The sequence below is a fragment of the Enhygromyxa salina genome, from assembly GCF_002994615.1.
Taxonomy (GTDB): domain Bacteria; phylum Myxococcota_A; class Polyangia; order Nannocystales; family Nannocystaceae; genus Plesiocystis; species Plesiocystis salina_A.
Window position 1 is genome coordinate 1 of the sequence record NZ_PVNK01000291.1, and the last position, 14,199, is coordinate 14,199.

7 protein-coding genes are annotated in these 14,199 nt (G+C 70.5%); 3 read left to right on the forward strand and 4 right to left on the reverse strand.

The annotated features are described in order from the left end of the window. Window positions 1–371: 371 nt before the first annotated feature. Window positions 372–1,865 carry an Ig-like domain-containing protein gene (locus ENSA5_RS33615; protein WP_106395818.1) on the reverse strand — a complete coding sequence of 498 codons (1,494 nt, stop codon included), beginning with the start codon at window positions 1,863–1,865 and terminating at the stop codon, window positions 372–374. A 314-nt stretch (window positions 1,866–2,179) separates the two neighbouring features. On the opposite strand from ENSA5_RS33615, the gene ENSA5_RS33620 reads away from it, so the two are divergent. After that, window positions 2,180–3,850, forward strand: a complete 1,671-nt coding sequence (locus ENSA5_RS33620) for an IgGFc-binding protein (protein ID WP_106395819.1) — start codon at window positions 2,180–2,182, stop codon at window positions 3,848–3,850. Between the two features lie 63 nt (window positions 3,851–3,913). Here the strand turns inward: ENSA5_RS33620 and ENSA5_RS33625 are convergent, their stop codons facing one another. Next, window positions 3,914–4,888 carry a hypothetical protein gene (locus tag ENSA5_RS33625; RefSeq protein ID WP_106395820.1) on the reverse strand — a complete coding sequence of 325 codons (975 nt, stop codon included), beginning with the start codon at window positions 4,886–4,888 and terminating at the stop codon, window positions 3,914–3,916. Window positions 4,889–5,193: 305 nt separating this feature from the next. Between ENSA5_RS33625 and ENSA5_RS33630 the strand changes: the two genes are divergently transcribed. Both ENSA5_RS33630 and ENSA5_RS33635 read left to right on the forward strand, forming a co-directional pair. Next, complete coding sequence (locus tag ENSA5_RS33630) at window positions 5,194–6,888, forward strand: glycosyltransferase family 87 protein (RefSeq protein ID WP_106395821.1); 1,695 nt, start codon at window positions 5,194–5,196, stop codon at window positions 6,886–6,888. A 118-nt stretch (window positions 6,889–7,006) separates the two neighbouring features. Beyond that, the gene (locus tag ENSA5_RS33635; protein ID WP_181198432.1) at window positions 7,007–10,558 is read left to right on the forward strand and encodes an AgmX/PglI C-terminal domain-containing protein; all 3,552 of its coding nucleotides are present in this window, start codon (window positions 7,007–7,009) and stop codon (window positions 10,556–10,558) included. 75 nt (window positions 10,559–10,633) lie between these two features. On the opposite strand, the gene ENSA5_RS33640 is transcribed toward ENSA5_RS33635, so the two are convergent. Together ENSA5_RS33640 and ENSA5_RS33645 are read right to left on the reverse strand one after the other, a co-directional pair. Further along, complete coding sequence (locus tag ENSA5_RS33640; protein WP_106395823.1) at window positions 10,634–12,487, reverse strand: mechanosensitive ion channel; 1,854 nt, start codon at window positions 12,485–12,487, stop codon at window positions 10,634–10,636. A gap of 161 nt (window positions 12,488–12,648) precedes the next feature. Next, the coding region (locus ENSA5_RS33645; protein ID WP_106395824.1) for a choice-of-anchor I family protein at window positions 12,649–14,199 on the reverse strand (1,551 nt) is incomplete at its 5' end.

Consider the following 14,199-nt stretch of genomic DNA (forward strand, 5'->3'; position numbering starts at 1 on the left):
GCGCGAAGCCAAAACGCCGCTGTACCGGGCGTACTGCAAGTTTTGGCGACAAAGCCCTCGGCGAAAAGGCCAAGCGAGGCGGCGCGAGGCATTGCACCCCGGGCTGCTAGGCCTGAATCAAGCGCTGCGCGCTCGACTCAGGCCTTCTAGTCTTCAAGGGGCCTTTCAAAAAGGCCCCTCGCTCCGGCGGCAAAGCCCCCTCCGCTCACCCCAAACGCTCGCCTTGCGGCTCCTACTCGCCTTCAAGGGGCCTTTCAAAAAGGCCCCTCGCTCCGGCGGCAAAGCCCCCTCCGCTCACCCCAAACGCTCGCCTTGCGGCTCGTACTAGCCCTGAATCATTCAGCTTCTTGAACTCAGCGCTTGATTTGGGACTAGGGATGGAAGCGAGCCAGGCGCGGCGCGCCCAGGTCGAGCTCGCTCAGCACGTAGACATGGCCGACACGCGTCACCGCCAGGTCTTCGGGGTTCGACGGGTTGGCGAGCCCCTCGTCCGTGGTGACCGACCACCGCGGCTCACCGTCGACCGACATGCGCCCGACCACCCCGTCGACGCTGTTCCCGCCGCGGGTGACGTAGACGAGCTCGTCGTCGATCAGCTCCATCGCCGTCAGCGCCTCGCCGTCGAGGTAGTAGAGCCCGAGCTGCTCGCCGAGCTCGTCGAATTTGCGGATCGCCGCCTCACCCTCTTGGCGCCCGCCCGCGAACACGCCGTGCTCGTTGACGGCCAGCGCGAGGTCGCCCGAGGACTTGGGCTGGGCGTCCTCGCTGTACCAGTGCTGGTAGCCACCTTGGCCGTAGCGACGGACCTGGCCCCACGCAGAGTCGGAGTCCAGGGCAAACTCGACGGTCATGAAGATCTCGCCGCTCGGCCCAACGGCCACGCGCGCGGGCGCGCCGAGGCTGCGCTCGCCCTCGCGCAGCTGGTAGCGGTGCCACTCCTCGACGACCTCATCGGTGTTGGTGACGCTCGACAGCCGCGCGGTCTCCTGTCCGGCGTAGGAGCTGAGCGCGGCGATCATCAGGCGGTCGTTGTGGCCGACGGCGGCGTCGGTGATCGAGAAGCCCTCCTCGACGTCGCCGAACTCCGGGACCAGCTGGACCGAGGTTACGATGCCATCGGCGTCGAAGCGGGAGAAGAACAAGGTGCCCGCGGTGCCCGCGTTGGCGCCGAGCGCGATGATCCCACCGCCGTGATCCGCGGTCGCAACCGAGATCGGATAGGGGAAGTCCCAACTCGACAGCGCCTCGCCCTCGGCGGACACCCGGAGCAGTCGATCGCGCCCGACGACCAGCGCGCCCCCGTCGGGACCCGGAAACACGCCGACCCAGTCCTCGCCAGGGGCGCCCTCGTAGACCCACTCGAGGGTCCCGGTCTCCGGCATCTCGACCGCGAGCTCGATCGCGTCTTCGGTGGTGTTGGCGGCCTCGTCGTAGGCGACGGCGACGAGCGCGTGGGCGCCGTTGAAGCTCGCGTCGGGGGCGACGAGCCGGGCCTCGTAGGGCGCCTCGGTGTCGGTCTCGACCAGCTCCTCGCCGAGGTAGAACTCGACCCGCTCGACGCCGATGTCGTCCCTCACTTCGGCAGACATCACCAGCTCAGTCGCCGAGCGGACGAGCTCGGGCGTCGACGACCCATTGACCAGCAAGGTCAGCTCGGGCGTGGTGTCACCCTCCGCGGGGGCCGGCGCTTCGAGAGCAGGATGCTCGCCCTCGTCGGGGTCTTCACCACCGTCTTCATCGAGCGCCTCGGTCTCGGCCTCGGCGAGGTCGTCGAGGTCGAGGTCGTCGCCCTGGAAGCAAGCGAGGGGGCCAGCGGCGAGCGAGAGGAGCAGAGCAGGGAGGGAGTGGAGATGGCGCTTTTGCATGGTCGCGCCGCCTATTCGCAAGGGCTGTGCCAGAATTCCGCCGCTACAGAACGTCGTTCTCGGGCAGCTAGAGGGTGCGCAGATGGCACTGACGAATTGTTCGTCAGTTGGGTGACGAACTGACGAGATCTTCGTCAGTTGGATCCTCGCGAGGCTCCGGCGTGGCCTGGTGCAGGTCGAGCTGGAGCCCGGTGCGGATCAGACGGCTCGGCGATGGTTCATCGACGCGAGCGACGATGTTGGCAGGGGACCTCGCCGAGGACGCCGAGGACCTGCGCCGGACCTCGTCCGCCTCTGAGGGTAGACTGAGTGCCATGACGATGCGCTGGACGCCGCTTTGCCTCGTGCCCTTGCTCGCCTGTGCCGATCCCAAAACGGGAGAAAGCGGCGCAGGAGCATCGACAACCCTCGGTGACGAGACTGGCGACCCAACGACGACCGGCGACGGCGACCCCGGCGATGGTGACGGCGACGGCGACCCCGGCGACGGTGACGGCGACGGCGACCCCGGCGACGGTGACGGCGACGACGACGGCGACTCCGGCGGCATCAAGTTCGACCTCGCCGCGCTCGGCGACATCGGCGAGACCGGCGGCCGCGACGGCCCGATCATCCCCGAGACCTGTGACCAGGCCGAGGCCGGCGAGACCTCGGTCGGGTGCCTGTTTTACACCACCGACCTCGACAACAACGTCGACGGCATTCAGTTCGCGGTCGTCGTCTCCAACGTCCAGCAGCAGGACCCCGCCAGCGTGATCGTCGAGCGCAAGAGCGGCGGCAACTGGGTCGTCGTCGAGGGCCCGGTCGAGGTCGCGGCCCTCGACCTCCACGAGTTCCACATCCCCGACTTCCACCAGGAGGGCACCGGGGTCAAGGTCGGCGGGGCCTACCGCGTGGTCTCGGACACCCCGATCATCGCTTACCAATTCAACCCGATCGACGGTCAGACCTCGCTTCTGTCCGACGCCTCGATGCTCTACCCCGTCGCGAGCTGGGACGACCTCAACCAGGTCGTCAGTTGGGCCGCGCCCTCGCCCTCGAGCCGGCCCTACGTGACGATCGCGGCGGCCTTCGACAACACCGAGATCACCTTCACGCCGCCGGTTGCGACGGTCGGCGCGGGCGGGGTCCCGGCGACCGGCGCCAACCAGGCGATCGTGATCCAGATCGACGAGGGCGACACGGTCTCGATCAACCCCGTCGACGCCAACGAGGCCCTGACCGGAGCGACGGTCGACTCGGACCCCGACCACCCGATCGCGCTGTTCTCGGGCCACACCTGCGCCAACATCCCCGGCGGCGTGTGCTGCTGCGACCACCTCGAGGAGCAGCTGTCCGGCGTGCGCCTGTGGGGTCAGGAATTCGTCGCCGCCCACGTCCCGGTCCGCGACCTCGCCGCGCCCGAGGCCACGCTGTGGCAGATCTACGCGTCCGAGGACGACACGACCGTGACCCTCGACTACGACCCTGCGCTGTCGGGGCTGCCGGGGCCGAGCCTCGAGCTGAACAAGGGCGAGGTCGAGGAGATGTTCGTGACCGCGCCGCCCGGGACCGAGGCCGACTTCGCGATCAGCGCCGACCGACCGATCGCGGTCATGGGCTACATGATCGGCGCCTTCAACCTCGGCCCGGGGCTGACCGAAGTCGGTGATCCGGCGATGATCCAGTTTCCGGCGACCGAGCAATTCTTGCCGCGCTACGTGGTCTTGGTCCCGGGCACTTGGGTCAACGACGCGCTCATGCTGACCCGCGCGGCCGGGGCCACGATCGAGATCGACGGCGTGCCCGTCGACGAGATGGCCTTCGAGCCCGTCGACAACGGTGATTGGGAGGTCGCTCGGGTCAGCGTGCCCGACGGCGTCCACCTGCTCGAGGGCGGCAACGATCCCTTTGGCGTGGTCGTGATCGGCTGGGATCAGTACGACAGCTACGCCTACGTGGGCGGGACCGGGACCGGGAAGATCAACCCGAACCCCGAGGGTTGACTCGCTCGATGGGCCCCGAGCGGGCTCGGTCTTGGACGCCCCTCGGCGTCGACGCGCCCGCGCTCAACACTGCGCCTGGCAGTCGTTGACCGCGATCCCGACGCAGGTCAGATCCCACTCCGTATCGCAACAGTAGGAATCGAGCCCGCACACGCAGTTCTCGACGAAGGGCACCTCACAGCCGGGGCTCGCCTGGGACATGCAGCAGTCCCCGTCGTGGCACAAGCCGATGTCGTAGCCGCTGCAATTGTCGCTGCACAGCAAGGTCCCGCCGCCGTAGCCGAAGGACTCGCAGCTCTCCCCGTTGAGGTTGCTGCCGTCGCACAGCTCGTCGTTCTCGAGCACATCGTTGCCGCACGCCTCGCTCGTGCAGGCGCTGGTGTCGAAGCCGTCACAGTTGGCCAGGCACGCCAGCGCGCCCCCGGTGAAGCCCTGCGTCAGGCAGCTCTCGCCGTTGAGGTTGTTGGTGTCGCAGGCCTCGCCGTTGTCGACCAGACCGTTGCCGCAGGTCTCGATCGTGCAACCGCTGGTGTCGAAGGCCGCGCAGCCCGGGACGCAGACCAGCGTCCCGCCGTCGAAACCGAGCGAGGCGCAGGTGTTGCCGTCGAGGTTGCCGCCGTCGCAGACCTCCGCCCCGTCGATGATGCCGTTGCCGCAGCTCTCGCTGAAGCAGTTGCTGACGTCGAAGCCCGCGCAGTCATCGAGGCAGCCGAGGACCCCACCGTCGAAGCCGAGGGTCGTGCAGCTCTGGCCCGCGAGGTTGTTGTTGTCGCAAAACTCGAGACCCTCGACGATGCCGTCGCCACACATCGGCCCGGTGTTGGTGTCGCCGTCGCCGTCGCCCGAGTCGCCGTCGCCCGAGTCGCCGTCACCGTCACCGTCACCACCGTCGCCACCGGTCTCGCCATTGTTGGTGTCCTGGCCCAGCGTCAGGGTCACGAAGGTGTCCGTGCCAAACTCCGGATCTCCGCTCGCACACGCGAGCGAGACCACCAACGAGAGCCCGAGAGCGAAGGACGCGGCGCGGTTCGAGACCATCGGCCGATGGTACGATCTACGGGACGGGTCGCACGAGCGCCTTGCCAAGATCGCTGGCGCGTTGGGAGCGCGCGCGCGCTCGGGTGGTTCTTGTCGCCATGTAGCCCTTGCAGCCCGGGCTGCTTGGGGTCACGAAAGTAGCGCGCGCATGCGCTCGAATTCGGCGGGGCCGAAGGGCGCGAGCGGTCCGACGCCTTCGCCCCGGCCCCGAGATTCGACCAAAGCGCGCGCGTCCTGCTTCGCGCACGGAGGCCGGCCAACACAGTCCAAGGCTCGATGGGCCGAGCGCCGCGCTAAACTCGGGGATGCTTGATGGAGCGACGCCCGATCCTCAACCCAGGCCCTCGCCCGAGCGCCTGGCCCTCGCGGCCCTGTGGGCGCTGATCCTCGCGCCGGTCGTCGCTCACGGGCTGTGGCGGCCGCTGATCGTCGGGCTTGGCAGCAGCGGCGAGTCGGGCTGGATCACGATCGCGGCCCTCGTCGTCGCGGCGGCGGCCGTCGGCGGACGCTGGCTTGGTCCGGCCCGAGCGTGGCTCCGGTGGGTGATCCCGGGTGCGGCGGCGATCCTCGCGGCGCCGATCGTCGGGCAGACGGGGCCCGGGATCGCCGCGGCGGCGCTGACCCTGCTCGCCGTCGCCGGCTTCTCGACCGCGACGCTGCCGCTCATGATCGCCCGGACCCCGCCCCTGCTCGACGGCCTCGCTCGTCGCAAGCGCGGGGCGACGGCCTTGGTCGCCTTGCTCGGGATCCTCGCGGTCGTCCAGACGGCGCGGGTCAGCACCTTCATCGGCGACCCCGACCGGGTTGATGGCTCGGCGGTGCCCTTGGTCGAACGCTACGACTATCACGCGTGCGTGACCGCCTACGTCCAGGCGGCGAAGCTCGCCGACGCCCGCGTCGACAACCTCTACGAGGCAGATTGGTGGCCCTCGATCGGTCACAGCGCGACCGGCGAGGCCCAAGCCGAGGCCTACGCCCCCTTCGATCTCGACGCCTTCGCCTACCCGCCCCAGTTCCTGCTCGTGCCGCGTGTCGTGATCGCGCTCAGCGACGAGTTCAGCGTCCAGCGAGCGCTGTGGTTCGGCGCCGGGGGTCTGTGGCTCGCGTTTGGGCTGTGGTTCGTGGCCGGGTGGATCGGCGAGACCGACGCCCGCGCCGGGATCCGGGCGCTGATGCTCGGACCGCTGATCTGGATCGCGCCGCCGGTCATGGTCACGCTCCAGCTCGGCAACGTGCACATGGCGGTGGTCGTGGCCGCGGTCGTCGGGATGATCGCGTTCGAGCGTGAGCGCCCGGCCCTCGGCGGCGCGCTGCTGGCGTTTGCGATCCTGGCCAAGATCTCGCCGGGGTTGCTCGGGATCGTGCTGCTCGCCCAACGGCGCTGGCGCGAGGCCCTGTGGACCGCGGGCTTCGGGCTCGGGTGGACGCTGCTCGCCTTGCTCGTGTTTGGGCCCGCGCCCTTCGAGGCCTTTGTCACCTACGAGCTCCCGCGTTTGAGCTCGGGCGAGGCCCTCGAGTTCTTCACCAGCGTGCCCGAAGAGGTCGCCTCGAACCTCGCGCCCTTCGGTGTTCCCTTCAAGCTCGAGGCGCTCGGGCTCACGATCGACGACGCCTGGGCGAGCGCCGCGATGGTCGGCAGCGTGTTTTCGCTCGCCGTGGTTGGGCTGAGCATCGGCGCGGGTTTGCGCGGCGGAGATCGGCGGGTTCAGGTTGGGCTGTGGCTCGCGGTCTTGACCCTCGGCGGCCTGCGCAGCCCCTTCGCGCCCCCCTACGCGGGCTTCGCAGCGCTGTGGTTGTTGAGCCTGTGGGCGGCCGAGGTCCGCGGGCTTCGGAGCCTCGTGTTGATCGTCGCGGGCTTCGTGCTCTTGCTCGGTCTGCCGCCGATGCCCATGGTTGCGATGCTGAGCGTGTCGCTGGTCCAGCAGCTCGCGCTGCTCGGTCTGGTCGTGTGGTTCATCGTCCGCCCCCACGGTGGGGTCCTGCGCGACCCTGACCGTTGATGGCGCCGTCTGTCCCGCGGAGCTCCCGACGAGCTCGCCGCCGGGATCAAGTCACAGGACGCGCCGTCCCCACGGAACCATGCACAGCCGCAGATGTCTCGTGCCCGGATTTCGCGCCATGCCTCGAATTTTCCGTGCCTCCCCGATCCGCGCCGCCCTCGGCTTGCTGGCCGCCTGCCTGCTCATGCTCTCGTGCGGCGTCGCCGAGCCGACCCTCGCCGCGACCGCGCAGGACCGCCCTCCCCCACCCCAGCTCGACATCAAGCTCGTCGAGCACGCCCGCGCAGAGCTCGCCCCGCGGGTCGACTGGCGCGCGTCGGCGATCGAGCGGGCGCCGATGGCCCTGACCGCGGGCGACGGCTCGGGCCTGCGCCTGGTCTCGGTCACGGGCACGGTCGTGATCGAGGATCCGCTCGCGTTCACGGAGCTGCACCTGACCTTCGAGAACCCCGAAGACCGGAGGCGGGAGGGACGCTTCGAATTCGACGTGCCTCAGGGCGCCGCCCTCTCGCGCCTCGCGATGAAGATCGGGCGCCGCTGGATGGAGGGCGAGGTCGTCGAGCGCGACAAGGGCCGCCAGACCTTCGAGACCTACCTTCACTGGCGCCCACGGGTCGACCCGGCCCTGCTCGAGAAGGCCGGGGCCAACCGGGTGTCGGCGCGGGTGTTCCCGATCCTGCCGCGCGAGCGCAAACAGATCATTGTCTCGTACAGCCAGCCCCTCGTCGGCGGTGAAGAGAGCTACCGCCTCCCGCTCCAGGGGCTCCCGCAGCTCGACGAGCTCGACCTGCGCGTGGTCGTGAACACGGCCGCCCCCCGCGCGGGTGCGCCGAACTCGGTTCAGCGGGTGATGGAAGTCAGCGAGCGGGACTTCGCGCCCAAGCGCGACCTCGTCGTCGCGCTCGACGGGGCCGGGGACGCGGCCGCGCTGCGAGCCGACGAGCTCGTCGCGGTCCGCGTCCGCCCGCGGCTCGCCGCTGCCGACCGCGAGGACCGGGTCGACAGCCTGACCCTGCTCTTCGATACGAGCGCGTCGACGGCCCGGAGCTTCGACCGTGAGGTCGATCGGCTCGGCGAGACGCTCGCCGCGCTCGACCAGCGACCAGTACGGGTCGTGGCCTTCGATCAGACGGTCTCGCTCATCCACGACGGGCCAGCTGCCGACGCGCTCGGTGCCCCGCTGGCGTCGCTGCGCGAGCGTCGGGCCTTCGGGGCCTCGGATCTGCACGGCGCGCTGTCCCACGAGCTGGTCCGCGCGGCCGGGGCTCGTCGGCTCCTGGTCTGGTCCGACGGCGTCGCCACGGCCGGCGAGGTCGAGGGCGTGGCCCTGGCCGCGGCCGCGGGGGCGCTCGGGCTCGACCGGATCGACGCCTACGCGCCCTCGACCTCGGCCGACCGCCAGGCCTTGAGCGCGCTCGCGTCGGCGGCTGGGCGGGCGGGCTTCGTCGTCGGACCCGAGCTCGACGGGGCCGCGCTGGTCGAGTCCCTCTCGCGCCCGGGCTTCGACTCGGTCGAGGTCTCGGTCGCGGGCGCAGACTGGTCCTACCCGCGCTCGCTCGACGGCTTCGCGCCCGGCGACGACGTGGTCGTGGTCGCGAGCTTCCCCGACACCGCCCCGGACGAGGTCTACCTCGGGTTCTCGGATCCGCGCCTGCCCGACCACGCGGTCCCGACCCTCGACGGCGCGGTGCCCCTGGTCCTGCGCGCGGTCGCGCAGGCCCGGGTCGACGAGCTCCAGCGCGAGCTCGAGCAGACGAGGGATCCCGAGGCTGCGGCCCTCGTCCGCGACCACCTGGTCGAGCTCGCCGTCGACAACCGACTCTTGACCCGCCACACCGCGCTGCTCGTGCTCGAGAGCGAGGCCGAGTACCAGCGCTACGGCATCCGCCGGGCCGCGCGGACGGACATCCTCACGGTCGGGCCCGATGGCGTCGAGCTCTTGCGCCGCGGCGGCGGCCCGAGCGGGTGGCCAGCCCCGAGCAGCGACGCTCGGCTCGCGGACGGAACGCCGCCAGCTGAGCGAGGGACCCGCGGGGCCGTCGCCTCCGTCCGCAGTCGCGACGAAGCCGCCGCCCGGGGTCGCAACAACGCCGGGGTCCTGGGCGTGATGGCCCAGCAAGGCGGTCAGGTCTTCGCGTCGCCCGAGGGCGAGGACGAGGTGTTGGGAGGCCTGGGGGGCTCGAAGGTCGGCGAGGCCTACGGCGTCGGCGGGCTCGGGTTCGTCGGCACCGGGCGCGGCGGCGGTGGTGGCGGTGAGGGCTCGATCGGCGTCGGCGACACGGGCCTGATCGGCAAGGGCGGCGGCGGGACCGGATCCGGCTACGGTCGCGGCTCCGGTCTGGGCTTTGGCGGCCGCGGCAAGCGAGCGCCGCAGGTGCGTCAGGCCCAGGCCTCGGTCAGCGGCTCGCTCGGCAAGGACGTCATCCGTCGAGTCGTCCGCGCGCACCTCAACGAGGTCCGCTCCTGCTACAACGCCGGGCTCGCGCGCAACCCCGACGCGGCGGGTCGCGTCGAGGTCCAGTTCAGGATCGCCGGCAGCGGAGAGGTCAGCAGCTCGTCGGTCACGGGCAACACCCTCGGCGACGACCAGGTCGGCAGCTGCATCGCCGCGGCCGTGCGGCGCTGGAAGTTCCCCAAGCCCCGGGCGGGCGCGGCGGTCGTGGTCAAGTATCCCTTCATCCTCGAGCCCGAGGCGCGGTCGTCACCGCGCTCGTCGCGGTCGCGGCCTCGCGCGGCTCGCCGGACCCGGCGCCCCGGTGACCCCAGCGATCCCAAGGGCGCGAAGTGGGCGGGCTCGGCCCAGTCGGGCCGCTTCGGGTCGCTCCAGAGCCTGGTCGCGCAAGGACGCGCCGCGCAGGCCCGCGCCGAAGCCTGGGAGTGGGCGACGACCGAGCCGGACAACACCCTGGCCCTGGTCGCCCTCGGCGAGCTGCTCGAGCTCGACGGTCAGCGAGAGCTCGCGGCGCGGGTGCTCGGCTCGGTGATCGATCTGCACCCGCACCGAGCCGACATGCGCCGCGCCGCCGCGGCCCGGCTCGAGCTCCTCGGCGAGTCGGGCCGCGCGCTCGCGATCGACAGCTACCGCAAGGCGATCGAGCAGCGGCCGGATCAGATCAACGGCCACCGCCTGCTCGCGTGGGCGCTGGCGAAGGGCGGCGAGTACGAGCAGGCCTTCGAGGTCCTGAGCGCCGGGATCGAGACCCAGGTCCCGGCTGGGCGCTTCAACGGGGTCAAGTCGCTGCTGCGCGAGGATCGCGAGCTGGTCGCCGCGGCGTGGCTGGCGTCCGACTCCTCGCCCGCGCTCGAGGCCCGGCTCCGCGCCGCGGGCGTCCGGCCGGCCACCGCCGGCTCGCTGCGACTCGTCGCCAGCTGGGAGACCGACGCGACCGACGTCGACATCCTCGTCGAGCCGATCGGCCGCGGCGAGGGGCGACGCCACGCCGACGTGCGCATGGGCTTTGGCCCCGAGGCGTGGATCTCGCGAGGCGCCCGGCGGCCCGAGGCCGTCAACGCCCGGGTCCGCTACTTCAACCGCGGCGCGATGGGCTACGCGATGGGCACGGTCTCGGCGATCGTCCATGACGGCGCGGGCCGGCTGAGCTTCCGCGATCGGCCCTTCGTGTTGATGAACGGCTCGGGCTCGGTCGAGCTCGGCCGCTTCGGCGCCTGAGGGCGTGAACAAAACGAGCGAGCCCCCCGTGCCAGTGGCGCGAGGGGCTCGCTGCGGCGTCGAACGACGCGAGGGTCAGAGCTTGACGCCCGGCCCCTTGGCGAAGGGCCCGCCAGGCTTGGCCGCGCCCTTGGCCCGTTGCTCACGCTCCAGGGTCTGGTAGCGCTTGCGGACGAGCTCACCCGCGAGCTCGCGCGAGCCGAGGCCGAAGGCCAGGGCCATCGCGAGGCACAGCGCGCCAAACAGGAGGCCGAAGCTGATCAGCACGAACTGCGGGGCGACGCCGAGCTGGGCGACGGCCATCGGGAACGCGAACACCAACACGGCGTAGCGCGCGAACTCGGCGATCCAGTTGGGCTCGCGCGCGGGCGGCACTTCGCCCTCCGCGACCTCGACCTCGGCCTCGCCGCTGGACTGGCGCGCGGCGATCAGATCGCGGACCCAGCCGCCGATCGCAAAGCCGACCAGGATGATCGCCAGGGCGACGACCGCCTTGGTCACCGCGAAGGTCAAGAACGCGTCGACGTAGCCGGCCCACAGCTCGAGCCCGAGGTTGTTGAAGCCCTGGACGAGGGCGAGCAGGACGATCACGCCCTGGACGAGGCCACCGACGAGGCCGCTCGGCTTGCCGAGCTCGTCCTCGCGGTCGAGGATCTTCTCGAACCCGAGCTTGGCGAGGAAGCGGTCGAAGCCGATCGACGCGAGCGCCTTGCTGACGATGCCACGCAGGAGGCGGCCGACGAACACGCCGAGGACCACGAAGGCGACCGAGACAAAGAGCGGCGGGAGGATGGCCCAAAACTCGTGCATCATCTCGGTCAGGGGCTCCGACAGGGTCGGGAGGCCGAGGCGATCGAGGGCCGCGATCGCGGTCTGGAGGATGACGAAGGCCATCGCCAACCAGCCGACGACGGCGCTGGGCTTGGACTCGCCAAACAGGCCGTCGAGCTTGACCTTGGCCATCAGCCGGTCGAAGCCGAGGGACTCGAGCAGGCTCGAGACGATCTTGCGCACGATCTTGGCCAGCACCCAACCGACGACGGCGATCGCCGCGGCGATGCCGATCGCCGGGATCAGGCCCATCAGCGTGTCGACCACGTTGCTCAGGGGACCCGCGACGGCCTCGATCTGGAGGGCGTCGACGGCCCCGGCGAGGCCAAAGAGCATGATCAGCCAGAACACGACGAGCCCGGCGGACTCGGAGAAGGGCCGCGCCTCGGCGGCCGCGTCGGGCTCGCCGTCGCCGTCCTCGTCCTTGCCGAGCTCGGCGAAGCGCTTGTCGAGGCGCGAGGCCGCGATCGCCTTGCTGACGACCTTGCTCAGGATCGTGCCGATGGCCCAGGCGACGACGAGGATCAGCGTCGCCTTGGCCAGCAGCGGCAGCGCCTGAACGACGGTGTCGACCAGGCCGGTGAGCGGCGCCGCAGCCTGGCTGAGCCCGATCGTCTCGAGCACCGCGACGATGACCAGCAGCATCAACAGCCAAAAGACGCCGGTCGAGATGCTCTTCTCGAGCGCGTTGGGATCGCCCTTTTTCTCGTCCTTGTCAGACAGCAGGTCGAGGCCGAGGCGCTTGGCCAGGCGATTGTCGACGTCGGTCCGGAGCAGCGCTCGGTAGACGACCCACGAGATCAGCTTGGCGACGAACCATCCACCAATGAACAGCAGGATCGCGAGCACGGCGTTGAGGCCGATCTGAACGATGTCGTCGTTGACGAACTGGCCGAGATAGTCGACCCAGGCCTGGACGTTCGAGGTCGTCTCGGCCCCCTGCGCGGGCGCGGCCTCCTCGGGTGGTGCAGCGAGCGCGAGCGCGGGCAGCGACGCGATGAGGGCTGCAGCTCCCGCAAGAGAGAATCGTGAGATTGAGTCGGAGAGGGCCCAGCGAGATGCGGGCCTGCGTTTGTGAAGAGCTTGGTGGTTGGACATGGACTCCCTTCCCCGCGCCAGCGGCGCGTGGACCTGCGAGGATGGGACACGCTCCTACGCTGAGGCAAGCGCTGGCCACACAAATTCCCGCGAGACCTCGTCACCTGGCCGCGGGTACCCAACGGTGCCGCACGCGCCATGCACAGGGACCGAGGAGCAGCTCACTCCGCGATGATCTGATAGATGCGCACGGTCCCGCTGACCTCGTTGGCGACGATCAGCAGCGGCTCGCCGCTGGGACTGTCGGCGGCCTGAACCACCTCGAGCCCCTCGGGTCCGAGATCCCCGGCCGTGCCTTGTTCGGGATCGCCCATGAAGTCGCGGGTCGAGTTGTCGTAGAGCACCATGCTCGGCGCCTGGGGATCCGACAGGTCGTAGACGACGACGCCTCCGATGCGCTCGAGCCCGACGAAGGCGTAGGGCCGGCCCCAGAGCTCGGCCACGGTCGCGCCCTCGGGCTCGGGGCCCTTGGCGTCGCTGCGGCTCTCGAGCGAGTCGTTCTCGTCGTTGCTGGCGTTGAACTGTTCGGGGTAGGCGGCGGCGGTGGTCTGCTCGAGCTCGTCGCCGCTGTCCCACACGAGGTCGCCAGCCGCCGACCAGACCGAGACCGAGCGGGTGCCGAAGGCATAGAGCTGCTCGTGGTCGCCGTCGTTGCCGAGGTCGCCGTTGACGGTGGTCACGGTCAGGCGCCCGAGCTGCTCGTCATCTTGCAGGGCCGCGTCGGGGAACACCTGGGGGTCGAGGGTCAGCTCCTTGGTCCGGACCTCCTCGTCGAGCGCGTCGTAGGCCCGGGAGTCGCCCTCGTTGGCGCTGAGGACGTAGTCCTGGCCGTCGACGGTGAAGCGGGCCAGCGCGTCGGGCTGGTACATGCCGAGCACTGGCCAGTTGGCGATCGCGATCTCGCCGTCGTCGTCGCTGGGGTCGAGGCCCTTGCCGGGCTGCGAGTGGTTCTTATAGCCGAGCGCGAGCAGCTCCGTGACCGTGGCGGCGTCGAGGTCGACGACGGCGACGGCGTTGTTCTCTTGGAGGCTGACCCAGGCGGTGCTCGAGTCGGCCGAGATCGCCACGTACTCGGGCTCGACGTCCTGGGCGACGGTCGAGCCCGGCCCAAAGATGCGGATCTGCGGGTCGATGTTGGCCAGGTTGAAGGCGCCGAAGTCGGCGCTCGCCACGTCGGCGTCGGTCAGCATCTCGACCTCGCCGCTGACATCGACGATCGAGACGACGCCCTCGGGATCGAGGAGGTAGTCGTCGTCGGGCTCCCCCTCGCACGCGAGCACGACCTTGGTGTGGTCGGGGCTGAAGGTCAGCATGTCGGGCATCGCCCCGACCTCGAGCTGGTTGAGCACGCTCAGATCTGCAGCCGTGAAGAACACGACCGAGCCCGGGTCCTGGGGGGCGAGCGCCTCGACCGCGACCGCGACGAGGCCGTCGGCCACAGCGACGGAGTTGGCCCCGCCGCCGTAGGGCATCACGTCGAAGCTGTCGATCAGCGTCGGCGTCGTCGGGTCGGTCAGATCGAGGACGTCGACGCTGGCGTCGGCGCCGTTGACCACGAAGAGGCGGGCGCTCGCGGGATCGAAGGCGGTGATCTCGGCGGCGCTCTCGTCGAAGATGCCGGTCTCGTACACGCCGATCGGGTCGATGGCGGTCAGCGTCAGGTCGCCCTCGCCATCTCCATCGCCATCCCCATCCCCGTCCCCATCTCCGTC